The 26,015-nt window shown below is 66.4% G+C and carries 27 protein-coding genes; 15 read left to right on the top strand and 12 right to left on the bottom strand.

Going from position 1 to position 26,015, the window contains the following annotated elements:
- Nucleotides 1-128: 128 nt before the first annotated feature.
- The 7 genes from Q376_RS0117595 to Q376_RS0117560 all read right to left on the bottom strand — a co-directional run bounded on the left by Q376_RS0117595 (nt 129) and on the right by Q376_RS0117560 (nt 7,069).
- Nucleotides 129-326 (bottom strand): hypothetical protein, encoded by a 198-nt coding sequence (locus Q376_RS0117595; protein WP_027351418.1) that lies wholly within the window; start codon nt 324-326, stop codon nt 129-131.
- Nucleotides 323-913: an ATPase gene (locus Q376_RS0117590; RefSeq protein WP_027351417.1), complete on the bottom strand. Its 591-nt coding sequence runs from the start codon at nt 911-913 to the stop codon at nt 323-325. Before Q376_RS0117590 ends, Q376_RS0117595 begins: the two co-directional genes overlap by 4 nt.
- Nucleotides 914-1,345: 432 nt before the next feature.
- Nucleotides 1,346-3,526 (bottom strand): TonB-dependent siderophore receptor, encoded by a 2,181-nt coding sequence (locus Q376_RS23320; RefSeq protein ID WP_081803640.1) that lies wholly within the window; start codon nt 3,524-3,526, stop codon nt 1,346-1,348.
- Between the two features lie 271 nt (nt 3,527-3,797).
- Nucleotides 3,798-4,502, bottom strand: a complete 705-nt coding sequence (gene mtnC / locus Q376_RS0117575; RefSeq protein WP_043448482.1) for an acireductone synthase — start codon at nt 4,500-4,502, stop codon at nt 3,798-3,800.
- The gene (locus Q376_RS0117570; RefSeq protein WP_027351415.1) at nt 4,499-5,050 is read right to left on the bottom strand and encodes a 1,2-dihydroxy-3-keto-5-methylthiopentene dioxygenase; all 552 of its coding nucleotides are present in this window, start codon (nt 5,048-5,050) and stop codon (nt 4,499-4,501) included. The genes mtnC and Q376_RS0117570 overlap by 4 nt, the downstream gene beginning before the upstream one ends.
- Before the next feature lie 84 nt (nt 5,051-5,134).
- Nucleotides 5,135-5,767, bottom strand: coding sequence for a methylthioribulose 1-phosphate dehydratase (locus Q376_RS0117565; RefSeq protein WP_027351414.1), 633 nt, complete (start codon nt 5,765-5,767; stop codon nt 5,135-5,137).
- Between the two features lie 99 nt (nt 5,768-5,866).
- The gene (locus tag Q376_RS0117560; protein ID WP_027351413.1) at nt 5,867-7,069 is read right to left on the bottom strand and encodes a benzoate/H(+) symporter BenE family transporter; all 1,203 of its coding nucleotides are present in this window, start codon (nt 7,067-7,069) and stop codon (nt 5,867-5,869) included.
- Nucleotides 7,070-7,211: 142 nt separating this feature from the next.
- On the opposite strand from Q376_RS0117560, the gene Q376_RS0117555 reads away from it, so the two are divergent.
- On the top strand, nt 7,212-7,757 hold the full coding sequence (locus Q376_RS0117555; RefSeq protein ID WP_027351412.1) for a helix-turn-helix domain-containing protein: 546 nt from the start codon (nt 7,212-7,214) through the stop codon (nt 7,755-7,757).
- Between the two features lie 10 nt (nt 7,758-7,767).
- On the opposite strand, the gene Q376_RS0117550 is transcribed toward Q376_RS0117555, so the two are convergent.
- The 3 genes from Q376_RS0117550 to Q376_RS0117540 form a co-directional block, all read right to left on the bottom strand.
- Complete coding sequence (locus Q376_RS0117550; RefSeq protein ID WP_027351411.1) at nt 7,768-8,865, bottom strand: pyridoxal phosphate-dependent aminotransferase; 1,098 nt, start codon at nt 8,863-8,865, stop codon at nt 7,768-7,770.
- A gap of 107 nt (nt 8,866-8,972) precedes the next feature.
- Nucleotides 8,973-9,503, bottom strand: a complete 531-nt coding sequence (locus Q376_RS24120) for a hypothetical protein (RefSeq protein ID WP_052365484.1) — start codon at nt 9,501-9,503, stop codon at nt 8,973-8,975.
- A gap of 1 nt (nt 9,504) precedes the next feature.
- Nucleotides 9,505-9,888 carry a DUF423 domain-containing protein gene (locus Q376_RS0117540; protein ID WP_043448585.1) on the bottom strand — a complete coding sequence of 128 codons (384 nt, stop codon included), beginning with the start codon at nt 9,886-9,888 and terminating at the stop codon, nt 9,505-9,507.
- Between the two features lie 111 nt (nt 9,889-9,999).
- Between Q376_RS0117540 and thiS the strand changes: the two genes are divergently transcribed.
- The 4 genes from thiS (at nt 10,000) to Q376_RS0117520 (ending at nt 12,500) form a co-directional block, all read left to right on the top strand.
- Nucleotides 10,000-10,197, top strand: coding sequence for a sulfur carrier protein ThiS (gene thiS / locus Q376_RS25235; RefSeq protein ID WP_027351409.1), 198 nt, complete (start codon nt 10,000-10,002; stop codon nt 10,195-10,197).
- 72 nt (nt 10,198-10,269) lie between these two features.
- Nucleotides 10,270-11,100, top strand: a complete 831-nt coding sequence (locus tag Q376_RS0117530) for a thiazole synthase (RefSeq protein WP_052365483.1) — start codon at nt 10,270-10,272, stop codon at nt 11,098-11,100.
- A gap of 55 nt (nt 11,101-11,155) precedes the next feature.
- The gene (gene trmB, locus Q376_RS23310; RefSeq protein ID WP_043448479.1) at nt 11,156-11,881 is read left to right on the top strand and encodes a tRNA (guanosine(46)-N7)-methyltransferase TrmB; all 726 of its coding nucleotides are present in this window, start codon (nt 11,156-11,158) and stop codon (nt 11,879-11,881) included.
- A 97-nt stretch (nt 11,882-11,978) separates the two neighbouring features.
- Nucleotides 11,979-12,500: a hypothetical protein gene (locus Q376_RS0117520; protein WP_027351407.1), complete on the top strand. Its 522-nt coding sequence runs from the start codon at nt 11,979-11,981 to the stop codon at nt 12,498-12,500.
- A 418-nt stretch (nt 12,501-12,918) separates the two neighbouring features.
- Here Q376_RS0117520 and bamJ read toward each other — a convergent pair whose 3' ends face one another.
- Together bamJ and Q376_RS24115 are read right to left on the bottom strand one after the other, a co-directional pair.
- On the bottom strand, nt 12,919-13,653 hold the full coding sequence (gene bamJ / locus Q376_RS0117515) for a BamJ family beta-barrel-assembly machinery protein (RefSeq protein WP_027351406.1): 735 nt from the start codon (nt 13,651-13,653) through the stop codon (nt 12,919-12,921).
- An 89-nt stretch (nt 13,654-13,742) separates the two neighbouring features.
- The gene (locus Q376_RS24115; protein WP_052365482.1) at nt 13,743-14,222 is read right to left on the bottom strand and encodes a TIGR02444 family protein; all 480 of its coding nucleotides are present in this window, start codon (nt 14,220-14,222) and stop codon (nt 13,743-13,745) included.
- Nucleotides 14,223-14,359: 137 nt separating this feature from the next.
- Here Q376_RS24115 and Q376_RS0117505 point away from each other — a divergent pair, with 137 nt between their 5' ends.
- The 10 genes from Q376_RS0117505 to Q376_RS24110 all read left to right on the top strand — a co-directional run bounded on the left by Q376_RS0117505 (nt 14,360) and on the right by Q376_RS24110 (nt 25,848).
- A complete protein-coding gene (locus tag Q376_RS0117505; protein ID WP_027351405.1) occupies nt 14,360-16,261 on the top strand; it encodes an ABC-F family ATP-binding cassette domain-containing protein in 1,902 nt (633 codons plus the stop codon).
- Between the two features lie 270 nt (nt 16,262-16,531).
- Entirely contained in the window at nt 16,532-18,136 is a 1,605-nt protein-coding gene (locus tag Q376_RS0117500) for a methyl-accepting chemotaxis protein (RefSeq protein WP_027351404.1), read from the top strand.
- Between the two features lie 10 nt (nt 18,137-18,146).
- Complete coding sequence (locus tag Q376_RS23300; protein WP_052365481.1) at nt 18,147-18,614, top strand: chemotaxis protein CheW; 468 nt, start codon at nt 18,147-18,149, stop codon at nt 18,612-18,614.
- Nucleotides 18,611-19,843 carry a CheR family methyltransferase gene (locus Q376_RS0117490; RefSeq protein WP_027351403.1) on the top strand — a complete coding sequence of 411 codons (1,233 nt, stop codon included), beginning with the start codon at nt 18,611-18,613 and terminating at the stop codon, nt 19,841-19,843. Before Q376_RS23300 ends, Q376_RS0117490 begins: the two co-directional genes overlap by 4 nt.
- A gap of 2 nt (nt 19,844-19,845) precedes the next feature.
- Nucleotides 19,846-20,361, top strand: a complete 516-nt coding sequence (locus Q376_RS23295) for a chemotaxis protein CheW (RefSeq protein WP_052365480.1) — start codon at nt 19,846-19,848, stop codon at nt 20,359-20,361.
- Nucleotides 20,358-22,553 carry a hybrid sensor histidine kinase/response regulator gene (locus Q376_RS0117480; RefSeq protein WP_027351402.1) on the top strand — a complete coding sequence of 732 codons (2,196 nt, stop codon included), beginning with the start codon at nt 20,358-20,360 and terminating at the stop codon, nt 22,551-22,553. The genes Q376_RS23295 and Q376_RS0117480 overlap by 4 nt, the downstream gene beginning before the upstream one ends.
- A 1-nt stretch (nt 22,554) precedes the next feature.
- Entirely contained in the window at nt 22,555-23,601 is a 1,047-nt protein-coding gene (locus Q376_RS23290) for a chemotaxis protein CheB (protein WP_052365479.1), read from the top strand.
- Nucleotides 23,588-24,196: a response regulator transcription factor gene (locus Q376_RS0117470; protein WP_027351401.1), complete on the top strand. Its 609-nt coding sequence runs from the start codon at nt 23,588-23,590 to the stop codon at nt 24,194-24,196. Before Q376_RS23290 ends, Q376_RS0117470 begins: the two co-directional genes overlap by 14 nt.
- Before the next feature lie 36 nt (nt 24,197-24,232).
- Nucleotides 24,233-24,982, top strand: a complete 750-nt coding sequence (locus Q376_RS0117465; protein ID WP_027351400.1) for an Hpt domain-containing protein — start codon at nt 24,233-24,235, stop codon at nt 24,980-24,982.
- Nucleotides 24,979-25,848 carry a response regulator gene (locus Q376_RS24110; protein WP_027351399.1) on the top strand — a complete coding sequence of 290 codons (870 nt, stop codon included), beginning with the start codon at nt 24,979-24,981 and terminating at the stop codon, nt 25,846-25,848. Before Q376_RS0117465 ends, Q376_RS24110 begins: the two co-directional genes overlap by 4 nt.
- The last annotated feature ends 167 nt before the right edge of the window (nt 25,849-26,015 follow it).

The following is a 26,015-nucleotide window of genomic DNA, read 5'->3' as shown; positions in this document are numbered from 1 at the left end:
CCGGGGCCGAGATGGGGAGACGATACTGACCCTTTTCGAAGGTTGGTCAGGTACTGGATGGACTGGATCAATCCTAGGTGTTTGCCCCCAGACTGAGGTGGTGCGGGTTGATTTCGAAGATCGATGGTTCATCGATCCGCTTTGCGGCTCAGGGGGGCTTGGTTGTGCACATCTCTCTTGGGAGCGTCGTCGCCTATCAGTACAGGCTTACCGTCTTGCCAGATGACCGCATACTGGCCAAGGCGCCGCTTGCGTTCCAGAGTGTCCGCCACCGCGGCCCGAAGGCTATCGAGCATTTCCTGAGTATCCGGCGCAAGCTTTTTCATGGTCGTGCCTCCTGGACGAGCGCATCGAAGTGCTGTTGAGCGAGCACTTGGCGTTGCTGCCCTTGCTGCTCGAAGATCAGTTCTGGAGCGCCACCGCCATTCATGAAGCAACGGGCGCGGGTGACGCTGGGCGCATAGAGCTTCAGCAGGTTGTGCAGGCTGCGCGGAAAGCGCCGCTGAATGTCCTTCAATGGAATGTCATGCCCCCCATGGGAAACGCGTTCTGCCACACGTAGACGCGACATCTCCGCAGAGGGAAGGGCAAGGTAGACTAGTTCCACCCTCCAGCCCAGGGAAAGCAGCCGCTGGACCAGGCTCAGGTAACCCCGCCCCGAGAGGGTTGTTTCGAAGGCGAAGTCCTCGCCTTCCTCGACAGCTTCTTCGATCTCCCGAAGGAAAATTCGACTGGCCGCCACCAATACTCTCTCCGGCGCAAGGGGAGATAGTCCAGCAGCGATGAGGTCTGCATTGATAAATCGCGTGCACTGCGCCACTTGGGGGAGGTATGTCATCGCGAAGGTAGTTTTGCCTGCTCCGTTTGGGCCGGCAACGATCCAACATGTCGGTGTTCGGACTTTAGTCGCCATTGGCCTACTGTTTCCGATATCTCTCGAGTACCCGGCGAAGCTGGGTCTATCCCGGCGCTTGCAGCCATTGTACCAGCAACCCAAGGGTTGTCGGACCCGAGGTCATTCTCGAGGGGGAGTGCGCCTGCAAGTTGGGGCCGGTGAGCTATGAACTGAAACTAGGTAGCTTTATCGACTTCAGGAAAGGCTACATCTCTGCACGGTATGAGCTGTGGCAGGAACTGCTCCATCCAATTCGATGTGCTCAGCGGCGTCAAATATTCTGCCCTGGTGCAGGGAATGGCTCGAATCACCCTGGGTTTCATAGGCACTTCCAGGCTTGGTGCTGAAGAATGTTCGGCCGGGGCCGAGATGCCGAGCGATGGACCCTCCTCTTTGAAAAACCCAACGACGACGCCCGGCCGAAGCCGGGCGTCGTCGTTTCTGCGGGGGTCACCAGCGATATGCGACGCTGCCGATCACGCTGCGTGATTCACCGTAGTAGCACCAGTAGTTGCAGGCGCTGATGTAGTCTTCGTCGGTGAGGTTGTTGACGTTGAGCTGGGCGCGCCAGTGCTCGTCGAAGTCGTAGCTGGCCATGGCGTCGACGAGCGTATAGGCGGGCACTTTGGGCGTGTCGTAGCGCGGGTCGTCGGTGCTGGTGCCGACGTAGCGTACGCCTGCGCCGAGCGAGAGGCCGGTGAGCGGGCCCTGGTTGAAGTCGTAGTCGAGCCAGGTGGAGGCGATGTGGCGTGGGATGATGCCTGCGCGCTGGGTGCCTTGTCCGCCGGTCTCGTCGGTGGTCGCGTCGGTATAGGTGTAGCTGGCGGTGAGCGTCAGCCCATCGGTGAGCTGTGCCTGGCCCTCGAGCTCGAGGCCGGTGGACTGCACTTCGCCGGCCTGGGTCTGGACGAAGGTGTTCGGATTGGTGACCAGCGAGTTCCGCTGGGTCAGGTCGAACACCGCCGCCGAGAGGTAGCCGTCGAATCCAGGCGGTGTGTACTTGAGACCCGCTTCCCACTGCTTGCCTTCGAGCGGGCGATAGAGCCCGCCGGTGGCGGGGTCGTAGGTGGTCAGCACCTCGAACGATTCGGCGTAGCTCACGTAGGGCGCCAGGCCGTTGTCTGCCAGATACATGATCCCGCCGGACCAGGAGGTGTTGTTGTCGGTGCGTTCGAGGGTCTCGCCGCTGGTGCGGTTGTCGTTCTCGGTCTTGACCCGGTCATAGCGCACGCTGCCGAGGAAGATCCACTTGTCGTCGATCTTCAGCCGGTGCTGGGCATAGGCACCGCCCTGGGTCTTGTCGATCTCGCGGTAGTCGATCTCGTTCGGATCGATCGGCTGGTAGCGGCCGTAGACCGGCGAGAACATGTCCAGCGGCTCGCCGAAGCTGCCGGCGGCCGAGTTGAAGGAGTCGAACTCATTGCCGCTGTACTCGTGGCGCTGCAGGTCGAGGCCAAGCAGCAGGGTGTTGTCGAAGCGGCCGCTGCGCCAGTGGCCGACGAAGCGGTTGTCGAGCGCGTAGCTGTCGGTCGTGCCGTCGCGGTAGGTCAGGCCGCGCACTACGTTGCGATCGTTGGTCGGGTCGATGTAGTTGGCGTAGGTCGAGCGCAGGTCGAGATCCAGGCGGCTCCAGCGCAGGTTCTGGGTGTATGACCAGGTGTCGTTGAAGCGATGCTCGAGCTGGTAGCCCAGCGAAGTCTGGGTGTGCCGGTTGCGGTCGTAACCCGGCTCGCCGAGGTTGGTGCGCCGGTCGACCTTGCCGTAGGGGGTATCGACGAGGGTGCCGTACGGCATGAAGAAGCCGTTGGTCGGCACCGCATCGTCGTGCTTGACGCTGCCGAGCAGCGTCAGGGTGGTGTCCTCGGAGACGTCGATCTCGAGACTGGGCGCGAAGTAGTAGCGTTCGCTGTCAGTGCCGTTCAGCTCGCCGTCGCGCTCCTTGTAGAGTCCGACCAGCCGGTAGCGCACGTCGCCGGCGCGGGTCAGCGGGCCGGAGCTATCGATGCCGATCTGGCGATGGTCGCGGTTGCCCGCCTGCAGCTCGAGCAGTCCTTGGCGCTCGGCGGTGGGCCGCTTGCTGATCGCATTGACCACCCCGCCAGGGTAGCCCTCGCCGTAGAGCATCGAGGCCGGTCCCTTGAGCACCTCCACGCGGTCGAGCCCGAACGGCTCCAGCGTCCAGGCGTAGTAGCCGTCCTTGTAGAGCCGGGTGTCGTCGAGATAGGTCGAGGCCTCGAAGCCGCGGACGAACAGCCAGTCGGCGTCGTTGTCGTTGCCGTAGGGCGCTGAAAGCACGCCCGAGCGGTAGCGCAGCGACTCGTCCAGCGACTGCACGTTGCGGGTGTCGAGCTCCTGGCGGTCTACGACCGAGGCCGATCGCGGTGTCTCGACCAGCGGCGCATTGATCTTCAGCGCGGTGCTGACCACCACCACCGGGTCCAGACGCTCTTGTGCCGTATCGCCACCGTCCGCGGCGGTGGACGCTGGCGTATCGCCGCTGGGTTGCTGTGCCCAGAGGGCGGGGGCGGCGGTCGAAAGCGTGCCGAAGACCGTGGCCGCGAATACGTATCGTAGCGGTGTCGAGGGCTTGCACTGCAGGCTCTCGATCCGGGTGAATGGTACGAAATTCATCAGTGGTTCCCTGCCTCAGGCGCTATCCGTTTTAGTCGTTGTCCGGCGGGATGAGGCAGCTCCGATAGGCGAGCATGCGCATCACCACGGCAAGGGCTACGTTAATGACAACGATTAGCGTAAGCAATTAGCCATCTCGGTTAAGAGACGGTTATTCGTACACGTCGGCGTCGCGGCAGGCGGGAAGTGCCGAGGCCCAGGGGCGGGGGAGGCGAGGAGCGATCGGGCGAGCCGGAGCTGATGCTCGCCTTGGAGAGGAGAAGTCTGCGGTTCAGTCGAAGCTGATCTGGTCGAAGCGCTCGACGCATGGGTGATCGCCCACGCGCATGCCGGGCTTGCGCACCAGTTGAACGGTGCGCAAGCCGGCTTCGCGTGCGGCATCGAGCTCTTCGACGACGTCGGAGAGAAACAGGATCTCGCCGCCGGGCGCGCCGATCTCGCGTTGGATCGCCCGATAGCTTTCGGCCTCGCGCTTGGGGCCGGTGGTGGTATCGAAGTAGCCCGAGAACAAACCGGTCAGATCGCCCGCCTCGCTGTGGCCGAACAGCAGCTTTTGGGCGTGGATCGAGCCGGAGGAATAGACGTACAGCGCGATTCCCCGCCCATGCCAGGTGCGCAGGCGCTCGGCCGCATCCATATAGACGTGGCCCTTGAAGTCGCCTTCGAGATAGCCGCGCTCCCAGATCATCCCCTGCAGCGCCTTGAGCGGGGTTGACTTGCGGTCCTGGTCGATCCAGCCGCCGAGCAGCTCGCCAAGCCGCGCCACCGAGGCGTCGGGCTCGCCCGCCTCCAGCCGGGCGAGTTCGAGCTGCTCGGCCACCGCAGGCTGGGCGGCGTTGAGCTCGAGCCATTCGGCGAGGTGGCGCCGGGCATAGGGGAACAGCACCCGATGGACGAAGTGGATCGAGCCGGTGGTGCCTTCGATATCGGTGACGATCGCATGCGGCGCGAGCGCCAGGGGCCGGTCCGCACTCATGCGCTGAGCTGCTCGAAACGGGGGAAGCCCGCGGCGATGTCGTCGCCGGTCATCTTCGCCACCCAGCCATCTTTCTCGATGAACAGCCTGATGCAGGTGAAGTCCGGGCTCGGGCCCATGTCGAACCAGTGGGCCACGCCGGTCGGCACCGACATCAGGTCGCCCTGGCTGCAGCCCACCGCGTAGACCCGGTTGTCGAGGTGGAGGTAGAAGATCCCTTCGCCGCGGACGAAGAAGCGCACTTCGTCTTCGCTATGGCGGTGCTCGTCGAGGAACTTCTCGCGCAGCGCGTCCTTGTCGGGATGCTGCGGGGTCATGTGGATGATGTCGGCGACCACGAAGCCGCCCTCTCGCTTGAGACGCGAGACCTCCTGGTCGTAAGCGCTGAGGATCTCGGCCGCCTCCGCATCGGCGGGCAGCGCCTTGAGCGGCCAGCGCTCGAAACGCACGCCGTGGGCGGCGAGCTCCTCGGCGATACGCGCGCCGTCCTCGGTGGAGAGCAGCGGCTGCTCGGCATTCTTCTCGTGATAGACGTGTAGAAAGCTCATGTCAGGCTCCTGGGTGAAGAGATGTCGGCACGACGACGTCGGTCAAGGGAGATCCACGAAATCATCCGCCAGGACCGCGACGGCTCAGCGGGACGACCAGCGCCTGCGCTCGAGCTCGCAGTCGAAGAGGAAGTCCAGCGCCTCGACCTGGCGCAGGCAGCTGGCCATGTCGCTGGCCCAGACATAGACGCCATGGCCGCGAATCAAGTAGGCCGGCGTACCGGCGTAAGGCTCCCGCCCCAGCCGCGCCCGTGCCTGGTCGACCAGGATCGGAATTTGCTGGGTATTGGCGAACACCGGGATCCGCACGCGCGCCTCATGGGTCTCGACGCCCTCGAGCGCCTTGAGCAGCTCGTAGCCTTCCAGCACCACCTCGTCATCCTCGGTCGCAAGCGAGAGCAACGTCGCCGCGCGGGAGTGGGTATGCAGGATCGCACCGGCGTCCGCTCGGTCGCGATAGAGCTGGCCGTGCAGCAGCGCCTCGGCCGAAGGCTTGAGCCGGCTGCCCACCGCGACGGCGTCGAAGTCCGTGACCATCAGGTCGGCGGGAGTGAGAAAGCCCTTGTGGCGACCCGAGACGGTCACCGCCATGTGGCGCTCGTCCAGGCGGATCGAAAAGTTGCCGCCGGTGGCAGGCACCTTGCCCGCCGCATGCAGGATCCGACCCGCCTCGACCAGCGCCTGCTGGGCCTGGGCGAGGTGTTCGAGATCGATCATCGATGACTCCGAAACGATGGCCCGGAAGAGGAGGGGCCGTAATCCGGCAAGCGTACCCAAGGCATGCGGGCGACGCCAGCGCAGGGGCCGATCGAATCGTTATGAGGTTATCCCACGGCGGCGGCGTGTCAGCGCCAGCCACAGCGCGCCGATCACCAGCCCCCAGAAGGCGCTGCCGATCCCGAATAGCTCGAGGTTCGAGGCGGTGACCAGGAACACCACCAGCGCCGCCTCGCGGTGCGCCGGCGCGCCGAGGGCATCGGCGAGGCTGGAGCCGAGGGTGCCGAGCAGGGCGATGCCGGCGATCGCCATCACCAGCGCCTGGGGGAAGGCGGCGAAGAGGCCGACGATCATCGCGCCGCAGAGCCCGGCGAGCAGGTAGACCAGGCCTGCGCAGACCGCGGCCATGTAGCGCCGGCGAGGGTCTTCGTGGGCCTCGGGGCCGGCGCAGATCGCCGCGGTGATCGCCGCCAGGTTGAGCGCGAAGACGCCGAACGGAGCGAGCAGCAGCGTCATCGCCCCGCTTGCCGAGATCAATGGCGAGACCGGGGTGGTATAGCCGTGCTGGCGCAGTACCGCGGTGCCCGGCAGGTTCTGCGAGACCATGGTGACCACGAACAGCGGCACGCCGATGCCGAGCAGGGCGGCGAATTCGAAGCGTGGCCAGACCGGGGAGGGCCAGGCGAACGATGCCTGCATGCGCTCGAAGTGCAAGGAGCCCTCGAGGCTTGCGACCGCGATGCCGATGACCAGCGCGGCGAGCACCGCATAGCGCGGCGCCAGTCGCTTGGCCAGCAGGTAGGCGAGCAGCATCGCCGTCACCAGCGTCGGCGCCAGCGAGAGCGAGGTGAAGAGCTCGAGACCGAAGCGCACCAGCACGCCCGCGAGCATCGCCGCGGCCAGCGCGCGGGGAATCCGCTCGACCACCCGAGCGAACAGCCCGGTGACGCCGCAGATGAGGATCAGCAGCGCCGAGAACATGAACGCCCCGCTCGCCGCCGCAAGGGTGGAGCCGGCGGGTAGGGTCGCGATCAGCGCGGCTCCTGGCGTCGACCAGGCGAACAGCAGCGGTGCGCGGTAGCGCAGCGAGAGCGCAAGGCACAGCGCGCCGGTGCCGAGGCCGAGGGCGATCAGCCATGACTGCGCCTGGGCGGGTGTCGCGCCCAGGGCGGCGGCGGCCTGGAGGATGATCGCCGCCGAGCTGGTATAGCCGACCAGCACGGCGACCAGGCCTGCGATCATGGCGCTGAGCGAAAGATCCGCCAAGCGCGGGCGCGCAGCGGTGGAATCGGCGGTGGACATCGTGAAACTCCGGGAGGCGGTTCGTGCGTTATGACGCACGCCGGGGCTATCCTAGTGCTGTGCGTGATAACGCACAACAGTTTCGTGCGCTATGGCGCACAAAATGGTCGAATAGCCTGCGGCCAGACGAGGAGCAGCGCGAATGCAGGAGATGAACCGAGTGATTGGTGCCGTACTGCGGCGGCTGCGCCGGGAGCGGGGCTGGAGCCTCGACACCTGTGCGGCCAGCACTGGGGTCAGCAAGGCGATGCTCGGGCAGATCGAGCGCGGTGAGTCGAGCCCGACGGTGGCGACCCTGTGGCGGATCGCCAGCGGCATGGAGGTGCCGTTCTCGACCTTCTGGGACGAAGGCAGCCTGGTCGAAAGGCGCGACCGCATGGTCGATGATGAAACGCTGATGAACGCCACGTTGCTCGAGCCCTACGACGCGGCTACCGGCATCGAACTGCTGCTGGTCGAACTGGCCCCGGGCTGCGAACGTGTCTCCCAGCCCCATCGGCGAGGCGTGAGCGAATACGTCGCGGTGGTCGAGGGGCGTCTCGAAGTCCTGGTCGAGGAGCATTGGCACGCGCTGGAGGCGGGGCAGTCGCTGCGCTTTTGCGCCGACCGGCCGCACGGCTATCGCAATCTCAGCGACCGCCGCGCGAGCTTTCACAACATCATCCACCATCCGCGCGCGGAGGGCTGAGGCTCGCGCTTCAGCCTCTGGATGCCGCCTCGAGCAGCGGCGCCAGCCGGCCCGGGGCCAACGCATCCTCGACCGTCGAGATCCGCAGTACGTGTCCGAGCGCGGGGTGCGGGGGACGGTGGACCACCACGTCGCGTTCGAGCAACGCGCGCTGCACCGCCTCGGCGCTTCGGGCATCGGCGAGGCGCACGGCGATGAAGTTGGTCGCGCTCGGCAGTACTTCCAGTCCGGCCTCGCGCAGCATCGCGGTGAGCCGCTCCCGGCGCTCGGTGACCGCCTCGATGTGCTCGCGGACCTCGTCGTCGTGGTCGAGCACCAGCTCCGCGGCGGCCAGCGACAGCGAGGCGACCGCATAGTGGATGCGCGCCTTGAGCATCGCCTCGACCAGCGCCGGCTCGGCGATGGCGAAGCCGATCCGCAGCCCGGCGAGGCCGTGGGCCTTGGAGAAGGTGCGCAGCCGGATCACGCCCTCGAGCGGCGCGCTGCCGGCGGCATCGGGGCGAAAGTCGTGATAGGCCTCGTCGAGCAGCAGGCTGCAGTCGCCAGGCAGCTGGTCGCGCAGGCGCTCGATCTCGGCGTCATCGAACAAGTGGCCGCTCGGGTTGTCCGGATTGGCCAGGTAAACCAGGCGCGCGTGGCGCTGGTGCGCGGCTTCGATCAGCGCATCGAGGTCAGGCGCGAGCACGCCCTTGGCCTCCCGGTAGGGCGGCTCGATCAGCCGGCAGCCGGTGCTCTGGGCGAAATAGCTGAAGGTCGGGTAGGTGCCGGCGGCGGCGACCGCGACGCTGCCTGGTTCGCAGAGGGTTCGCAGTGCCAGGGCGATCAGGCTGTCGGCGCCGGCATCGACCAGCAGCGCTTCGATCGGTACCTCGAGGCGCTCGGACAGCCGTCGGCGCAGCTCGAATGCCTGGGCATCGCCATAGCGCCGGGCAAGCCTCGCCACTTCTGCGCCCAGGGCGTTGGTCAGCGCGACATGGGGCATGTCGAGCCCCTCGTTGGAGCCGAGCTGGTGGGGCAGCTTGCGGCCGAGACGCCGCTCCAGCGCGGCCAGCCCGGGAAACGGGTTGCTCGGACCTTCCCGGTCGAGGTGTGCGGCGATCGCACGCATGGGGCCTGGACCTCCTGGTGACAAGGGTGGGGGCGCCCAGGGTGGGGCGCCAAGGGCTCACCATGCTACCCCCAACGTCCCGCGCTGGATACGTCGAGCTGAGCGACTCAGCGCTGCTCGTCCAGGGTGCCTAGCGCCAGGCTGTCGAAGGCGCCGTCGGTCTCGAAGGTGATCGCCGGCCGCCCCGTGCGGTGCAGTTTCAGTTCGAGGTGATAGGGGTAGAGTTCGCGATCGGAGAGCCCGAGGGTGGGCCCGGTGGAGAAGCTGCTGTCGAGGATCCAAAGCTGAGGCGCCAGCGGCTGCTGCTCCTGGGGCGCCCAGCCGATGACCTGCGGGGCGTCTGGCAGTGCGAGCAGCCCGCGCGACAGCGCGCTGCTCAGTCGCGCGGCATCGACCCGCGCCGCCTCGGGCAGCTGGGCGTCGGGTGCGATGCGCGGCCTGGCGACGAGGATCAACTGGTTCACCGTCTGGTCGTCCCATTGGGTGGCCTCGATCAGCCGTTCGGCGACGTCCGCCCCCATCCGCTGCACTGCATCGCGTTGGCGGCTCTGTTCGTCGAATGCTCGGCCGGCGCAGCCGACCAGCACCGTCGCCATCAGTGCGCAGAGGCAGGCGCCATGGGTTGCGGTGGTTCGCATCTCAGCGTCGCTCCTCGCGCAGCCAGGCATATGCGAGCGCCAGCCAGCCGAGGATCAGCAGGGTACCGCCGACCGGGGTGATCATGCCCAGCGCGCGGATGCCGCTCAGCGCGAGCAGATAGAGCGAGCCCGAGAACAGCACCACGCCGGCGCACCAGCACCACAGCACCAGGCGCGGTGCGCGCGCCCCACGCCAGCCGGCGAGCAGTGCCATCAGCGCCACGGTGTGCCACATTTGATAGGTCACGCCGGTGTGGTAGGCGGCGAGCAGCGGTGCTGGCAGCCGGGCGCTCAGGGCGTGGGCGCCGAAGGCGCCGAGGATGACCGCCAGCGCTCCGCTCAGCGCGCAGGCGATCCACAGGGGGCGGCGGAAATCTGCAGTCACGTTTACCTCGCGGGTCGGCAGGGAGAAGATCGAATCACGTGTCGCGAGGCGGTATGATAGCGCCATTCCCAGTCCGGGGCCGATGGTCCCAAGCGTCGCAGGAAACAAACCATGCAGCTCTATCTGAACGGCGAGCCTCGCACGGTCGAGGCCACCACCGTGGCCGAACTGGTCGCCACGCTGAACTTGGGCGGCCGGCGCGTCGCGGTCGAGCGCAACGAACGCATCGTCCCACGCTCGAAGCACGCTGATACCGTGCTCGAGGAACACGACCGCATCGAGATCGTACACGCCATCGGCGGGGGCTGAGCCCCCGCGTCCCGTCATGCCCGGCCCGAGCCCAGTGCGCTCGGGGCCGCGGCGTTTCTCGAGGAGAAGGACATGAGCATCGACGACCGCCACTCTGCCGCGCAGCGGCCGGGTGTGGAAGATCTGCCGCTGACCATCGCCGGCCGAGCGTACCGCTCGCGGCTGCTGGTCGGCACCGGAAAGTACCGCGACTTCGACGAGACCGCGCGAGCGATCGCCGCAAGCCAAGCGGAGATCGTCACCTTCGCGGTGCGGCGCGCCAACATCGGCCAGGATCCCGACGCGCCCAACCTGCTCGACGTGATCAGCCCCGAGCGCTACACCCTGCTGCCCAATACCGCCGGCTGCTACAACGCCCGCGACGCGGTGCGCACCTGCCAGCTGGCGCGCGAGCTGCTCGACGGGCACTCGCTGGTCAAGCTCGAGGTGCTCGGCGACGAGCGTACCCTCTATCCCAACGTGGTCGAGACCTTGAAGGCCGCGCGCGAGCTGATCGACGACGGTTTCGGCGTGATGGTCTACACCAGCGACGACCCGATCGTCGCCGCCGAGCTCGAATCGATGGGCGTCTGCGCGGTGATGCCGCTCGGCTCGCTGATCGGCTCCGGCCATGGGCTGCTCAATCCCTACAATCTGTCGCTGATCGTCGAGGCCGCCCGGGTACCGGTGCTGGTCGACGCCGGGATCGGCACGCCGTCGGATGCGTCGTTGGCGATGGAGCTGGGCTGCCAGGGGGTGCTGATGAACTCGGCGATCGCCCATGCGCGCCATCCGGTGATGATGGCCAACGCGATGCGCAAGGCGGTCGAGGCCGGGCGTGAGGCCTTCCTCGCCGGGCGGATGCCGCGCAAGACCTATGCCGCGGAACCCTCCTCGCCCGTCGAGGGGCGCATCCAGGGCTGACCGCGATGCCGAACCTGCGCTACCAAGAGTGATTCTTTCGAGACTTCCCGACCCCATGAGCAGTGAAACCGAATATCCAACCCCCGTTTCCGAAGCCCTCCCGCGGCGAGGCATCAAGAGCTACGTGCTGCGCGCTGGAAGAATGACCATCGCGCAGACCCGAGGCCTCGAGGAGGTCTATCCCCGCCTGGGCCTCACCCTCGCCCAGGGGCGTCTCGATCTCGACCAGGTGTTCGGCCGCCATGCGCCGCGGGTGGTCGAGATCGGCTTCGGCATGGGCGCCTCGCTGCTCGAACAGGCCCGCCGCCAGCCGGAAGTCGACTTCATCGGTATCGAGGTCCACCCGCCCGGGGTGGGCAAGCTGCTCGACGAGCTCGACAAGGCAGGGATCGACAACGTTCGAGTGTTTCGCGAAGACGCGCTGAAGGTGCTCGACGAGTCGCTGCCCGCGGCGTCGATCGACCTGCTCCAGCTGTTCTTTCCCGACCCGTGGCCGAAGAAGAAGCACCACAAGCGGCGGATCGTCCAGCCCGAGTTCGTCGCTCGGGTGAGGCGCGTGCTCAAGCCGGGCGGATGCTTCCACATGGCCACCGACTGGGAGGCCTACGCCGAGCACATGGCGCAAGTGATGCACGATGCGCCCGGATTCGAGAACACCTCGGTCGATGGCCCCTTCGTGCCGCGCCCCGAGAGCCGTCCGCTGACCAAGTTCGAAGCGCGCGGCGAGCGCCTGGGGCACGGCGTGTGGGATTTGATCCATCGGCGCAAGGCAGGCGCCTGATCGATGCGGCCAGCTGCGGTCGATGGCCGCAGCAGCCATGCCCTTTCCATCCACGATATCGCCCGTCGCCCCATTGGGCCGGGAGTGCGGTGAATGCATGCCCGATGCCAAGACTCGTCATGAAGAGAACTATCGCCCGCCGCTGCTCAACGGGTTGATCATCGTCACCCTGATGACCATCGTGGTCGCCCTCGGCTACCTCGGCAATTACTACCTGGGGGGGCCTGGTGCGCGGCAAACCACCTGGTATCCGCTGTCGCTCAACTGCTCACCGTTAGAGCGCCACTGCGAGGCCCGGGTGGGATTGAACGACTGGATCGGCATGCGCGTGGCCGGTTGGAGCGAGGGTGAGATCGAGCTGCTGGTCGACAGTCGAGGGATCGATGCCGAGCGTTTCGACCTGATGCTCGAGAGTCGCAGCCACGGCACGCGGATCGAGGGCGCCGAAGTGGAGCGGATCGGTCAACGCCGCTTTCGCCTCTCCTTTCCGGCGCAGATGTGTCACCACGACCGCGTGCGCTGGCGCATCGAGCTGGTGGTGACGACGCCGCAGCGAAAAGTCGGCAGCTGGCATGATTTCGACACGCCCTGTCCCGTCCGGGAAAGCGCAATGCACTGACCGCGTGGAGCGGGTATCGGGTGGTGATCGCCGTCGATCGAGGGCGGAAAGTTCATGGGCTTGAATGGATGTCCACAATTGACATCCCAGTGTCATATCTGCTTGTTGATAACTTAGCTGTCTAATTATGTCGTCTCGCCATCGCTGGGAAATTCTGTTTTATTATTTTTAAATCAATTGGTTATCTGGTGATCGAAAGGTTTTTGCGAAGGTCGAATAGAGAAGTGCTTGCTTTCTCCAGCGAGTCATGGAAGGGGCGGGAAGGGCTTGAAGCACAGACTGTCCACCAAGTTATCCACAGGCTGGGCCTGCTTGGGGAGTGCCCGTTGGTGCCCATGGCGAAACGCCATGGCAGGGGAAAACACCGCGGGAACCGGTGATCGAGTACCGCCCGCGGTGATTTCGTGGTTACCGACGTTTACGGCGTGTCAGGGTTGACCTTGAGCAGCTGGACCTTGAAGGAAAGCGTCTCGTTGGGACCGATAGGACCGACGCCCGCAGGGCCATAGGCCAGGTTGGCCGGTACGTAGACCATCCACTCGTCGCCTTCGTGCATCAGCTGCAGCGCTTCCTGCCAGCCCTGGATCACTTCGTTGACCTTGAAGGTCACAGGCTCTCCGCGCTCGAAGGAGCTGTCGAACACGGTGCCGTCGAGCAGCGTGCCTTCGTAGTTGACCTGTACGGTGTCCTCGGCGTTGGGCTGCGGGCCATCGCCCGACTCGATCACCTTGTACTGGAGGCCTGAAGCGGTGGTCTGCACCCCCTCCTGCTCGGCGTTGTCGGCGAGGAAGGCTTCGCCGGCCCGCTGGTTCTCCTCAGCGGCCTGCTGCTGCTGTTGCTGCTGCTGGCTGATTTGCTGCTGCTGGAACTGGGTCAGCGCCGCCTCGGCATCCTGGTCGGAAAGCTTCGGATCACGCCCGGCGTAGACATCGTCGATCGCTTGCTTGAAGGCATCGAGCTCGAGGTTGGGCACGGTTTCCTGCAGGTTGTGCGCCATGGTCATGCCGATGCTGTATCCAAGCTTCTGGGCATCGCTGTCGAGCGCGACGTCGTCCTGCTGCGGGCTCTGCTGGGCGGCTTGGTCCGATGAATCGGAGCAGCCCGCGAGGGCGAGAAGGGCGCCGAAGGTCGCAGCGCTCACCAGTTTGTTCATGAAGACTCCTTGGGTGACTGCCAGGGCGATGGTTCGCTCTGGATGACGGATTCTTGCGAGGGCCAGCAATGTAACAGAAGGTGGTCGCCTCATTCGAGTGGCACAAGCGCAGCAGCACGTCGTGTCCGCGCCACTAGGACCGCGTGGGAGGAGGAAAGATTCCCATGCCAGCGCTCGAAGTCGGCGTCGCAGGCGGCCTCGTCGCGCTGTGCGAGTTCGGCAAGCCGGCGCAGCGTCTCGTGCTCGGCCTCGAGCTCCGCGCGCTTGATCGTCTCGCGCAGTGCGGCAAGGTGGGGCAGCCTCGCGCACTCTGGCTTCAACTCGCGGCGCAGCCGGCGCAGTGCCCAGGTATAGTGGCGCTGCCAGGCGCGTACCCGGTCGAGCTCTTCCAGTGCGCCGGGCGCGCGTCCGCTGCGTTCGAGCCAGCACAGCCAGAGCAGCTCGCAGACGTCGAGCCCCGCTTCGTCCTGCAGGCGCAGGCATGCCTCATCGACGCCTGGCTGAGCATACAGCGCGCCAGCGAAGCGCCACAGCGAACCGGCCCGTTCGCTTTCCCGGTGTCCGCTCACTTAAGACGCGCTCGCACAGGCTCAAAACATCCGCTGTGCGGGTGTAGAATTCCCAACCCCATTTTTTCCGCTCCGCTTGAATTCGCGTGCGCCGCGATGATCCAGGTGGCTGACAACGAGATGCCAAGAGGGCAGAAATGATCGCATTCCGCCAGCTCGAGCTGCAACGCGGCGGTGAGCCGCTGATCGAGCACGCCGACCTGATCCTGCACGACGGCCAGAAGGTGGGCATCGTCGGTGCCAACGGCGCTGGCAAATCCAGCCTGTTCAAGCTGATCCTCGGCGAGCTCAGCGCCGATCGTGGCGAGGTCGAGCTGACCAGCGGTAGCCGGATCGCCCACATGGCGCAGGAGATCGACGCGCTCGATCGCTCGCTGGTCGACTACGTGCTCGACGGCGATGCGGCGCTGCGCGAGGTCGAGCGCCTGCTCGAGGCCGCCCGCGCGAGCGGTGACGACCTGCGCCAGGCCGAGCTGCTCGGCCAGTTCGAAGTGCACGACGGCTACAGCGCCCGCGCCCGTGCCGAACAGCTGCTGGTCGGGCTCGGCTTCTCCCAGGGGGCGCTCGGTCATTCGCTCAGCGCCTTTTCCGGCGGCTGGAGGATGCGCGCCAACCTCGCACGCACCCTGTTCACCCCATCGGACCTGCTGCTGCTCGACGAGCCGACCAACCACTTGGATCTCGACGCGCTGCTGTGGCTCGAACAGTGGCTCGTCCGCTATCCCGGCACCCTGCTGCTGATCTCCCACGACCGGGACTTCCTCGACGCGGTATGCGACCGGATCATCCACTTTGACGAGCGCCGGCTGGAGCTCTATCGCGGCAACTATTCCGCCTTCGAGCGACTGCGCGCCGAGCGCCTGGCCAGCCGCGAAGCCGAACGCGCCCAGCAGCAGGCGCGACGCGCCGAGCTCGAGGACTTCGTGCGCCGCTTCCGCGCCAAGGCCTCCAAGGCGCGCCAGGCCCAAAGCCGGTTGAAGATGCTCGAACGGATGGAGGAGATTGCGCCGCTGCGGGCGGCGTCGCCGTTCAGCTTTCGCCTGCTCGGCAGCGACAAGGTCTCGTTTCCGCTGCTCGCGCTCGACCGGGCCAGGGTCGGCTACTCGGGCCAAGGCTTGCTCGAGAACGTGCGCCTCACGCTCGCCCCTGGCGACCGGATTGGCCTGCTCGGTCCTAACGGCGCAGGCAAGTCGACGCTGATCAAAGCGCTGACCGGCCAGCTCGCCCTGCTGGAGGGCGAGCGGGTCGAGGGTGAGCATCTCGCGCTCGGCTACTTCGCTCAGCACCAGGTCGATGCGCTCGACATGAGCTCGACCCCGCACCAGCACGTGCTGCGCCTGTCGCCTTCGGCCTCCGACCAGGAGATCCGGGATTTCCTTGGCGGTTTCGACTTCCGCGGCGATGCTGCCTTCGCCCGCGTCGGTGAGTTCTCCGGCGGCGAGAAAGCGCGCTTGGCACTGGCGCTGATCGCTTGGCGGCGGCCCAACCTGCTGCTGCTCGACGAGCCGACCAACCACCTCGATCTGGAGATGCGCGCGGCACTCACCGAAGCGCTGGCCGGGTTCGAGGGTGCCGTGGTGATCGTCTCCCACGACCGCCACCTGCTGCGCGCCAGTGTCGATCAGTTCTGGTGCGTTGCCGATGGCCGGGTGGCGCCCTTCGACGGCGATCTCGACGATTACCATGCTTGGCTGCGCCAGCGGCTCGGCGAGGGCAGTGCGAAGACGCCGCGCGATGAAGAAGAAGCCGCGCCGCGCGTCGACAAGCGCGAACTGCGTCGCGCCGCCGCCGATCGTCGCGAGCGCCTCAAACCGCTGACCCGCGCGCGCGATGCCGCCGAGCGGCGGATGACCGAGCTGCAAGACGAGATCGATGCGCTCGAGGCTCGGCTCGGCGACGAAACCCTCTATCTCCCCGAGCGCAAGCAGGAGCTGGTGGAGCTGACCCGCAGGCGCGGCGAGCTGGCGGTCGCGCTCGAAGCCGCGGAGCAGGGCTGGCTCGAGGCCGAGGAAGCCCTCGAGCGCGCCAGCGAGGAATAGATGTCCGCGGTGGAACGAGCGTTTGGTGAAAGAAAATAGGAATTTTCTGAATTTTTTTTTGCCAAGCGACCTGCCAACATCCACGCCTGTTTTTATATGTTCGTCCCTGAAACAATAGTTTTCGTTCGCGTCGCCGCGTGTTAACGCGGCGCGTTCGTCGGCGAACCTTCCTGCGACGAAAGCACGGCTGCGGAAAGAGGGCCGCTCGCGGGTCGTTTTCCGGCGCTCGACGCCCTGCTCGCGCAACATGTCTTCACCATGGATCGAGTCATGAAACATTGGTCGCTACGTCGGATCATCGTCGTCAACGCGCTGCTGGTTTTCATCACCCTGGTGGTGATGAGCGCACTCAGCTATCGCAGCCTGGTACTGATCGAGGGTGCTGAACGGCAGCAGTACGACAGCGCCTCCTTCAGCGCCAATGCGCTGAACGCGATCTGGAGCGACGAACTGTTCGTGCTGATCGACGGACTCAATTCAGGCAGCCCGCGCGCGGAGATCGAGCAGCGTGCCAGGGAGGCGCGTGGCCGGCTCATCCTCGGCTTCGATCGGCTGCGCGAACTCTCGGTGCCTCAGGCCCAGGGCCTGCTCGACCAGTTCAACGCCAATCTTCATGACTTCGACCAGCTCGTTCAGGCGATGCTGGTCGGTCGCTCCCGGCTGGTGGACGCAGAGAACGGGGCCGACAGCGTCTCTCAGCGGCTGTTGAACAACTGGCAGCAAGGGCGCGAGACGATCAACCGTATCGTTACGCTCAACCAGCAGGGTTCCAGCCAGTCGAGCAACGTCGCGCTCGACCATATCCGGCTGGCCAAGGCCAAGACGCTGATCACCCTGGTGCTCGCTTCACTGATCTCGCTGTGCTTCGGGGTGGTGCTGTACCGCCGGATCATGGGACCGATCAACCGGCTCAGCGAGGGGCTCAACCAGGTCGCCGGTGGCGATCTCAGCCAGCGCATCGCGCTCAGAAGCCATGACGAGTTCCGCCGGGTGGAGGAGGTCACCAACTATCTGCTCAACGAGCTCGATACCCTGATCAAGAACGCCCAGCGCTCCTCCATCCAGGTGACCACCTCCGTGACCGAGATCGCGGCGACCGCGCGCCAGCAGCAGTCCTCCGCCTCCGAGACCGCGGCCACCACCGCCGAGATCGGCTCCGCCTCGCGCGGGATCGCCGAGACCGCCCGTGGGCTGGTCGCCACCATGGCCGAGGTCTCCGCCGCGGCGGAAACCACCTCCTCTCTCGCTGGAAAAGGGCGCGAAGACCTGGTCCACATGGAGGACACCGTCACCGCGGTGATGAGCGCCTCGGAGATGATCAGCGGCAAGCTGGCGATCCTCGGCGAGAAGGCCGACAGCATCAATCATGTGGTCACCACCATCATCAAGGTCGCGGACCAGACCAACCTGCTCTCGCTCAATGCGGCGATCGAGGCGGAGAAGGCCGGCGAGTATGGGCGAGGCTTCTCGGTGGTCGCGAGCGAAGTGCGCCGGCTGGCCGATCAGACCGCTGCCTCGACCTACGACATCGAACAGATGGTCAAGGAGATCCAGGCGGCGATCTCGGCGAGCGTGATGGGGATGGACCAGTTCACCGATCGGGTCGCCGATGGCATCGGCAACGTTCATCGCCTCGGCGAGCGGCTCTCCGACATCATCGAGCACGTCCAGGCGCTGCTGCCCAAGGTGCGCGACGTGGATGAGGCGATACGCACTCAGTCCGCGGCTACCTCGCAGATCCAGAATTCGCTCGATCAGCTCGGCGAGACCGCCCGTCAGACCGTCGAGTCGCTGCGCCAGACCAGCGCGGCGATCGATGAACTCAATTTGGTCGCGCAGGGGCTGCGCGATGGAGTCACCAGTTTCCGCTCCTGAGGTGGGCGCAATGAGCGATGCCGGATCCGAGCAGTTGTTTCTCAGTTTCAGTCTCGACCGCGAGCGGTGCCTGCTGGAGGCCTGCGCGGTGGTCGAGGTGCTCGCCCAGGATACGCCGCTCGACCGTCTGCCCGGCGCGCCGCCGTGGCTGCTCGGCACCTTCAGCCATCGCGGTCGACTGGTGCCGGTGATCGATGTCGCGGATCACCTGCTGGGGCGTGCATCTCACCCTCGGCGCGATACCCGGCTGGTGGTGGTCGAACCGCAGGACGTACCGGTCGCGCTGATGCTCGAGGGCGTCAGCGGCTTGATCCGGCTCGATACCTCGTGCTGCCACGAGCTTGCATCGGTAGCGATCACCGGCGCCCTCTCCGGGCGGGTGATCGACGCCGAAGCGGGGCTCCTCCACTGGCTCGAGCCGCATTGCCTGCTGCCCGCCGCGATAGCCGCCGGTATCGCAGAGGGTGCGGCCCGATGAGTGAGGTGGATGCGAGATTCGACGCCTTCTTTCGCCACCGCATCGGCATGGACATCGCCTCCGTCGGGCCCAAGGTGGTGGCGATGGCCATCGAGCGGCGCCAGCGCTGGCACGGGTTGGCGTCGATCGATGCCTACTGGGCCCTGCTCGAGCAAGACGATGCCGAGTGCCAGGCGTTGATCGAATCGGTGGTGGTCTCCGAGTCCTGGTTCTACCGCTACGCGGAGAGCTTCTCGGCGCTGCGTCGCGTTGCGCTCGAACGCCGCGGCGGTGCGCCTTTGCGCCTTTTGAGCCTTCCCTGCGCAAGCGGAGAAGAGCCCTACTCGATCGTGATGACCCTGTTCGACGCAGGGCTCGGGCCCGCCGAGTTTTCGGTCGATGCGGTCGATGTCAGCGACCGGGCGCTGAGCCGGGCGAGAGAGGCGCGCTATGGCCCGCATGCCTTCCGCGACAGCGCGGTGAAGGCCCACCAGCATCATTTCCTCTTCACCGAGGAGGGCGCCCAGGTCACCGAGCGAGTGCGTCGGCAGGTGCGCCTGTTCCAGGGCAACCTGCTCGAACCTGCCTGTTCGCAAGTGCTCGGCAGCTACGATGTGGTGTTCTGCCGCAACCTGCTGATTTATCTCGATGCCCAGGCGCGCAGCCGCGCGCTGGCGGTGCTCACCGAGCTGAGCGCCCCTGGCGGGCTGGTGTTCGTGGCCCCTGCGGAGGCTTGCCTGCTGCTGCGCAGCGGCTTTCGAGCCGCGCCGCTGCCCCAATCCTCGGCGTTTTTCGCAGCCTCCACGCAGTCCGCCGAGCCGTCTCGCTCCGCGTCGGGCGTCCGGCGTGAAAGACCGCAGTCCGCGGTGCGCCGGGCGAGCGAACGACACGCCAGCGCGCCGCTGGCCAAGCGTTGCGTGCAGCCCAAGGCGCCCAGCCTCGAGCATGAACTGGCCAGGGTGGAGCGCCTGGCCAATGCGCGCTGCTTCGATGAGGCGCTGACGCTGTGTCGCCAGCTGCAGTCCAGGCTCGGGCCCGATGCCTCGATCTACTATTGGCAGGGGCTGATCCACGACGCGTGCGGCGATGCATCCCGGGCGGTGGATGACTACCGCAAGGCGCTCTACCTGTGCCCCGATCACGTAGAGGCGCTGATGCAGCTCGCGGCGCTGAGCGAGGCACGAGGCGACGATGCCCAGGCATCGCGGCTGCGTTATCGGTTGCAGCTGAAATCCTCAACGCAGGGATAGCCATGCCTTTCCAGCGCTATGCCACTTTCTCATCCATGGTCGGCGCCTCGGCGCCGACCAGCGCCGGCCAGGGCGGATGGCTGCTGTTCGACGTCGAAGGCGCTTGCTTCGCCTTGGATATCGGCTGTCTGCTCGAGATCGCAGCGAGTGTGCGGATACACACGTTGCCGGGGCGACGCTCCCCTTGCCTGCTCGGGGTGAGCAACCTGCGCGGCAAGCTGGTGCCCTGCTTCTCATTGGCGCTGTTGTTCAACGTCCACCCCAGCCGCTCGGCGCCATCCGGGGGCGGCTCGTGCCAGCGGGCGCTGATCGTCGCGGCCGACGGCGGGCCGCTGGTGATGATGGTCGACGAAGTCGCGGGGATTTTCGATCTCACCGAGGGGGTCGACGGCATGCTCGGCGCGGTCGGCGGCGGTATGACCCGCTACGTGCGCAGCGTCCGGCGCTGGCGTGATCTCGACGTCTTTCTGCTCGACCACCAGCGCCTGCTGGCCGAGCTGCTGGAGCGGCTGCGATGAATGGAGAGCAGTCGCACGACGAGACGCTGATGGAGCTGTTCCAACTCGAGGCGCAGGTGCAACTGCAGGCGATCAGCGACGGGTTGATCGCCTATGAGCACCGAGCCGATGACAGCCAGCTCGCCGAGTGCATGCGCTGCGCCCATGCATTGAAAGGGGCCGCGCGCATCGTCGGCTACACGCCCTGCGTCGAGCTCGCGCATGCGATCGAAGAGGTCCTGGTCGCCGCGCAAGGGCAGGCGGTACCGCTCGGTGCAGGTCGTATCGACCTGCTGCTCAGGGCGCTGGACCTGATGAAGCGCCTCGCCGTGCCGGGCGCGGAGGTCGATGGTGAGGAGCTCGCACGGGTGTGCGCCCAGCTCGGCAACCACGCCTTGGCGCAGCGCGTGTCGGCTGCTCCGGCCGCCGAGCCCGCTCCGCTGGCCGAGGCGCCGCCCGCCTCGGCTGAGAGCATCGCCGAGCTGGAGCGCTACATCCGCATCGCCGTCGATCGTCTCGACGATATGCAGGAGCAGGCCAGTCAGGCGCTGGTCGAGACCCAGCGCTTGGCGTCATTGGTCCAAAGGGCGCGGCGAGTGGAGCTTCGCCGTGATCGGCTGGTGCCGCGGATCGAGGCGCTCGGCGAGCGTCTTGGCGGTAACGATCGCAAGGCCCTGATGCGCCTGTTCGAGCAATTGATCTCCCAGAACCAGCAGCGCGAAGCGATGCTTGGCGAGCTCGACGAGCTGGTGTGGGGGACGCAGCAGCAGGTGCACTCGCTCTATGAAGCCACTCTCGTGGCACGGATGCGCCCGGTGGCGGACCTGACCCGGCCGATGGCGAGGATGGTGCGTGACCTGGCGCGCCAGCTCGGCAAGCGGGTCGAGCTCATCGTGGAGGGCGAGAGCACCCTGGTCGATCGCAACGTGCTGGAGCGGCTCGAGGCGCCGATGGTGCAGCTGTTGCGTAACGCGCTCGACCACGGCATCGAGGCGCCATCACGGCGGCTCGAATGCGGCAAGCCTGAGATCGGCAGGCTGCAGGTCAGGGTCAGGCACCACGCCGGCCAGCTGCTGGTCGAGGTCGAGGACGATGGCGCCGGTCTCGACCTCGAGCGGCTGCGCGAGCGGGTCGAGGCACTGGGGCTGGCCGACGGCGGCGCCCTCGCCGGGCTCGATGAGGCCGCGCTGGTCGAGTACCTGTTCACTCCGGGATTCAGCCTGCGCGATGCGGTCAATGATGTGTCCGGACGCGGTGTCGGGCTCGATGTGGTGCGCCAGGGGGTAGAGCGCATTCGCGGCAGGCTGGAGCTGCGCCAGCGCTGCGGCCAGGGCTGCCGGTTCATCCTTCGGCTGCCGCTGAGCCTGTCGCTGACCAAGAGCCTGCTGCTGGAGATTCTCGGCGAGAGCTACGCCTTGCCGTTGATGCAGATCGACTGTGTCAGGACGCTGGACCTGCGGGCGATGATCCAGCTCGAGGGCCGCGCGCATTTCTGGCTCGACGATGAGCTGGTTCCGCTGGCCTCGATCCATCGCGTGCTACAGCTCCCCGAGCCTGCGCTGAGCGAGGAGTGCATCGTGATCGTGATGCGCAACGGCAAGGGCGTGTTCGGCGTGCTGGTCGAGCGCATCCTGGGGGAGCGTACCCTGGTGGCGATGCCGCTCGATCCGCGGCTGGGCAAGGTGCACTGCGTGGTCGCCGGTGCCCAGCGTGACGATGGCGGCCTGGTGCTGATCCTCGACGCCGATGAAATGCAGGCCGAGCTGGTGCGCCAGCTCGGCCAGTCGGATGCTGCCAGCCCGTTCGCACTGGATGTCGACGCCGGCGACGAGCGGCCTGCGAGCAAGCGGGTGCTGGTGGTCGATGACTCGCTGACCGTGCGCGAACTGCTGCGCAAGCTGCTGATCAGCCGGGGGTATGGCGTATCGGTCGCCGAGGATGGGCTGGTCGGCTGGCAAGCGCTGGAAAAGGGCCGCTTCGACCTGCTGATCACCGATCTCGATATGCCGAGGATGGATGGCATCGAACTGATGGGGCGGGTGCGAGCCTGCGAGCGTCTGGCGAGCCTGCCGATCATGGTGGTCTCGTACAAGAACGAGGAGGCCGACCGGCTGCGCGGGCTCGAGGCGGGAGCGGACTACTACCTGGCCAAGCCTGCGTTCCATGACGATACGCTGCTCGAGGCGGTGGCCATGCTGTTGGGAGGGCAGTGAAGTGCATATCGGTCTGGTCGGTGGCTGTGACGACTTCCGCTCCTTCGTCGATCAGGCGCTCGCACCGACGCAGCAGGTGGTGATCGATTGGCGAGAGCGTCGCGTCTCCTGTGCCCTCGCTCGTTGCCAGCGCCTCCCTCCCGAACTGCTGGTCGCCGATGTGTGTGGCGTCAGCGAAGACGAACTCGACCAGCTGATCGAGCGCAGCGGCTGCCGGGTGGTGGCGGTCAGCTTCGGCGTCTTCGCCGAGGCGAAGCTGTGCAAGGCCATCGCCAAGGGCGCGGTGAGCGCGCTGCATGTACCGGTGCAGCCGGACATGCGCCAGTGCGCCGAAGACCTGCTGCGCCGCCTTCGCCACATCCATGTCTCCCACAAGCCGAGCCGAGTTTCCCGCAGGCCAAGCGAAGCGGCTGCATCGCCTCCGCTGGTGCTGCTCGGCGGCTCCGCTGGCGGGCCGGTGGCGATGGCGCGGCTGTTGGCGGAGCTGCCGGCGGATTTTCCCGCCGCAGTGGTGCTGGCGCTGCATTACCAAGCGTCGCAATCCCGGTATTTGGCCCAGTGGCTGGCCAAGGCGTCGGCGATGCCGCTGCGGCTCGCCCGCGAGGGCGAGTCACTGCGCCCCGGCGTGGTCCTGCTCGCGCAGTCGCACCAGCACCTGTCGATGGACGAGGAGCTGCGGCTGCGCTACCGCAAGGTCGCCGAACAGGATCTGTACCGGCCATCGATAGACGTTTTGTTTCACAGTGTGGCGCGGCACTGGCGTGGCGATGCCGCCGGCGTGCTGCTGACCGGGATGGGCTACGATGGCGCCCGCGGCATGCTGGCGCTGCGCCAGCGTGGCTTCACGACCATTGCCCAGGACCAAGTCACCAGTGTGGTCTATGGCATGCCCAAGGCGGCGGTCGAGCTGGATGCGGCGGACGAGATTCGCCCGCTCGGCTCCATCGCCGCGCGGCTGCGCGAACTGGTGGCTCTGAAACATCGAAGCAACGATGACGGGAGCGCTGCAGGCCCGGGGGGAGGAGGGGGAACGCATGAACTCAACTAAACGGACGGCGATGGTGGTCGATGATCACCCTGTGGTGCTATTGGCGATGCGCGGCGTGCTGCAGGACATCGGCTTCGACCGGGTGATCGAGGCCCATGATGGCCGCCAGGCGCTGCAGCTCTGCCAGGAGAACAGGATCTCTTTCGTCATCCTCGACCTCGACATGGAGCAGTTCAGCGGGCTGGAGTTCCTCCGCCGGCTCGAACGCTCGCGCATCGAGGAGCTGAAAGTGCTGGTGATTTCATGCCTCGAGGAGAATATCTACGCCCCTTGGGTGGAGCAGCTCGGCGCGCGTGGATTCCTCAGCAAGAACAGCACGCTGGATGTGATCCGCGAGGCCGTGCTCGAGATCGTTTCCGGCGTCAAAGTCTTTCCCAAGCTCGATCAGGGCTGTATCGGGCTCGAGAACCTGTCGCAGCTTTCCGCCCGTGAGCAGGTGGTGCTGTCGATGCTGCGCAAGGGAATGCGCAATAAGGAGATTGCCGGCCAGCTGTTTCTCAGTGAGAAGACCGTGAGCACCTACAAGGTAAATATCTTCCAGAAGCTTGGCGTCTCCAGCGTGATGGAAATCGAGGACATGATTCGCCGGGGTTGAGCTGCGCGCGCGGTATTCGGATATCAAGGAGTTCGCATGCATGTACCCACTGCGAAAGCGCGAGGCCGCATCTGCGTGCTCGAGCCTCGCTCGCTTCCTCGCCGGCTGTTGGGTGAGCTGCTGTCGGGTTGGGGCTACGAGGTGGATGAGCGTGAAGGGATTACCGGGCTTGCCCGTGAATCCTCGCTGTCGTGGCAGGCGCTGATCGTCGGTGCCGCCTTCGATCGGCGCGAGGTCGCGATGCTCGCCTGGATATTGCGCGGCCGCGAGCGTCACCGAAACGAGCGGTGCATGCTGATCGCCTTGTTCGAACCCGGCCGTCGGGCCGACGGACCCCTCGGTCACGGGATCGATCACTGGCTACCGGAGCCTGTGCCCGCTGGGCAGCTGCGCGCGCTGCTCGCCGGGAGGCAGGCGCAGGCGCCGAGCCGGTCGCAGGTCTCGATCGACGCCGCCGCCTTGGCGCGTTTCGGGCTGAGCAACGCCGCGCGGCGCGCTGAACTTTTTTCATCGCTTCGCGACAACCTCCGGCGCGATCTCGCAAGCCTCGAGACGGCATTGTCGCAGGGTGATTGCCAGCGGGTGCGCAGGGCCCTGCATCGACTGCGTGGCGGTGGTCCGCAGTTCCTCGGCCTGGGAGTGCTGATCGAGCGCTGCAGCGAGCTCGAGGGCGCCTTGTCGGCGGGCGATGACGACCGATCGCGGCGTGACTTGCAGCGGCTCATCGAGGAGATCGAGTCGGTATGCTCGTTGCTCGATGGCCTGGATACGGAGCACGGCCATTGAGCGAGCGGGATCAGCGTGAATGTCCCTACCGCGTGCTGCTGGTCGACGACCAGCCGATCGTCGGCGAAGCGCTCGGACACTGGCTGGGCGAAGGCGGCGGCTTCGAGCTGCGACACTGCCTCGATGGCGAGCGGGCCTTAGAGGTGGCGCAGGCCTGGGCGCCCGACGTGATTCTGCAGGATCTCCAACTGCCGGGCATCGATGGCATCGAGCTGGTCACCGCCTACGCAAGCGACGAGCGCCTGGCGCATACACCGATCGTGATGCTATCGGCCGAGGACGGCGTCGCCGTCCGGCGGGCAGCCTTCAAAGCCGGTGCCGATGACTACCTGATCAAGCTGCCCGATCCCTTCGAGCTGGTCGCCCGGCTGCGCTATCACGCCAAGGCGCAGCGAACCCGCTTGCAGCGCGACGCGTTGCTCGCGGAGATATCACTGCCCCGGGTCTTCGAAGCGAGCGGAGCACTGGCGCGGATCAAGGCCGATCCGCACTGGCGGGAGCGGCCGATCGGGCTGCTGGCGGTGAGGTTGGAAGCTCGGGCGGATGCGCGATGGCAGCCCCTCCGGGCACTGTCCCGCAGGATCTTCCGCCTGCTGGCCGAGAACACCGCAGCGAGCTGCCACGATCTGCTCATCGGCCCAGGCAGGATGAGCATGCTCGTACTCGTGCCCGGCACAACGCCTGGCATGCTGGCGCTGCTCAGCGAGCGCTGCAAGCGCGATCTCCTCCTCTGCGCAGTGCTGGCGCGGCTTGGCATACGACTCGAGATCGCCTCGAGCAGTCGGCGTTGTACGACGGATGCCTGTATCGATGAGATGGTTCGAGACCTTCACGACGGATCGTTAGCAGCTTTCACCGTCCCATGACCCGGCCATCCCGAGCGGCGGCGATGAGGCCGTGGTTCGACACGGGCCTCCTTGATGTCTTGCAAGATTGCTCAAGTCGGCGGAGGCCCGGCTCACCACGAACGGACGGATACACCGTTCGTCCCGAGCGGCGCCGTCCGCGCCAAGGTCGCGCATCCACTCGGCAA

The sequence above is a fragment of the Halotalea alkalilenta DSM 17697 genome (assembly GCF_000621205.1).
GTDB classification, from domain to species: Bacteria; Pseudomonadota; Gammaproteobacteria; order Pseudomonadales; family Halomonadaceae; genus Halotalea; species Halotalea alkalilenta.
This window is presented reverse-complemented; position numbering and strand designations above follow the sequence as displayed.

Excerpts from the sequence above, each read along its gene's own strand:
- Q376_RS0117595 (WP_027351418.1), bottom strand. The coding sequence starts at position 326 with ATGAAAAAGCTTGCGCCGGATACTCAGGAAATGCTCGATAGCCTTCGG.
- Q376_RS0117590 (WP_027351417.1), bottom strand. The coding sequence starts at position 913 with ATGGCGACTAAAGTCCGAACACCGACATGTTGGATCGTTGCCGGCCCA.
- Q376_RS23320 (WP_081803640.1), bottom strand. The coding sequence starts at position 3,526 with ATGAATTTCGTACCATTCACCCGGATCGAGAGCCTGCAGTGCAAGCCC.
- mtnC (WP_043448482.1), bottom strand. The coding sequence starts at position 4,502 with ATGAGTGCGGACCGGCCCCTGGCGCTCGCGCCGCATGCGATCGTCACC.
- Q376_RS0117570 (WP_027351415.1), bottom strand. The coding sequence starts at position 5,050 with ATGAGCTTTCTACACGTCTATCACGAGAAGAATGCCGAGCAGCCGCTG.
- Q376_RS0117565 (WP_027351414.1), bottom strand. The coding sequence starts at position 5,767 with ATGATCGATCTCGAACACCTCGCCCAGGCCCAGCAGGCGCTGGTCGAG.
- Q376_RS0117560 (WP_027351413.1), bottom strand. The coding sequence starts at position 7,069 with ATGTCCACCGCCGATTCCACCGCTGCGCGCCCGCGCTTGGCGGATCTT.
- Q376_RS0117555 (WP_027351412.1), top strand. The coding sequence starts at position 7,212 with ATGCAGGAGATGAACCGAGTGATTGGTGCCGTACTGCGGCGGCTGCGC.
- Q376_RS0117550 (WP_027351411.1), bottom strand. The coding sequence starts at position 8,865 with ATGCGTGCGATCGCCGCACACCTCGACCGGGAAGGTCCGAGCAACCCG.
- Q376_RS24120 (WP_052365484.1), bottom strand. The coding sequence starts at position 9,503 with ATGCGAACCACCGCAACCCATGGCGCCTGCCTCTGCGCACTGATGGCG.
- thiS (WP_027351409.1), top strand. The coding sequence starts at position 10,000 with ATGCAGCTCTATCTGAACGGCGAGCCTCGCACGGTCGAGGCCACCACC.
- Q376_RS0117530 (WP_052365483.1), top strand. The coding sequence starts at position 10,270 with ATGAGCATCGACGACCGCCACTCTGCCGCGCAGCGGCCGGGTGTGGAA.
- trmB (WP_043448479.1), top strand. The coding sequence starts at position 11,156 with ATGAGCAGTGAAACCGAATATCCAACCCCCGTTTCCGAAGCCCTCCCG.
- Q376_RS0117520 (WP_027351407.1), top strand. The coding sequence starts at position 11,979 with ATGCCCGATGCCAAGACTCGTCATGAAGAGAACTATCGCCCGCCGCTG.
- bamJ (WP_027351406.1), bottom strand. The coding sequence starts at position 13,653 with ATGAACAAACTGGTGAGCGCTGCGACCTTCGGCGCCCTTCTCGCCCTC.
- Q376_RS0117505 (WP_027351405.1), top strand. The coding sequence starts at position 14,360 with ATGATCGCATTCCGCCAGCTCGAGCTGCAACGCGGCGGTGAGCCGCTG.
- Q376_RS0117500 (WP_027351404.1), top strand. The coding sequence starts at position 16,532 with ATGAAACATTGGTCGCTACGTCGGATCATCGTCGTCAACGCGCTGCTG.
- Q376_RS23300 (WP_052365481.1), top strand. The coding sequence starts at position 18,147 with ATGAGCGATGCCGGATCCGAGCAGTTGTTTCTCAGTTTCAGTCTCGAC.
- Q376_RS0117490 (WP_027351403.1), top strand. The coding sequence starts at position 18,611 with ATGAGTGAGGTGGATGCGAGATTCGACGCCTTCTTTCGCCACCGCATC.
- Q376_RS23295 (WP_052365480.1), top strand. The coding sequence starts at position 19,846 with ATGCCTTTCCAGCGCTATGCCACTTTCTCATCCATGGTCGGCGCCTCG.
- Q376_RS0117480 (WP_027351402.1), top strand. The coding sequence starts at position 20,358 with ATGAATGGAGAGCAGTCGCACGACGAGACGCTGATGGAGCTGTTCCAA.
- Q376_RS0117470 (WP_027351401.1), top strand. The coding sequence starts at position 23,588 with ATGAACTCAACTAAACGGACGGCGATGGTGGTCGATGATCACCCTGTG.
- Q376_RS0117465 (WP_027351400.1), top strand. The coding sequence starts at position 24,233 with ATGCATGTACCCACTGCGAAAGCGCGAGGCCGCATCTGCGTGCTCGAG.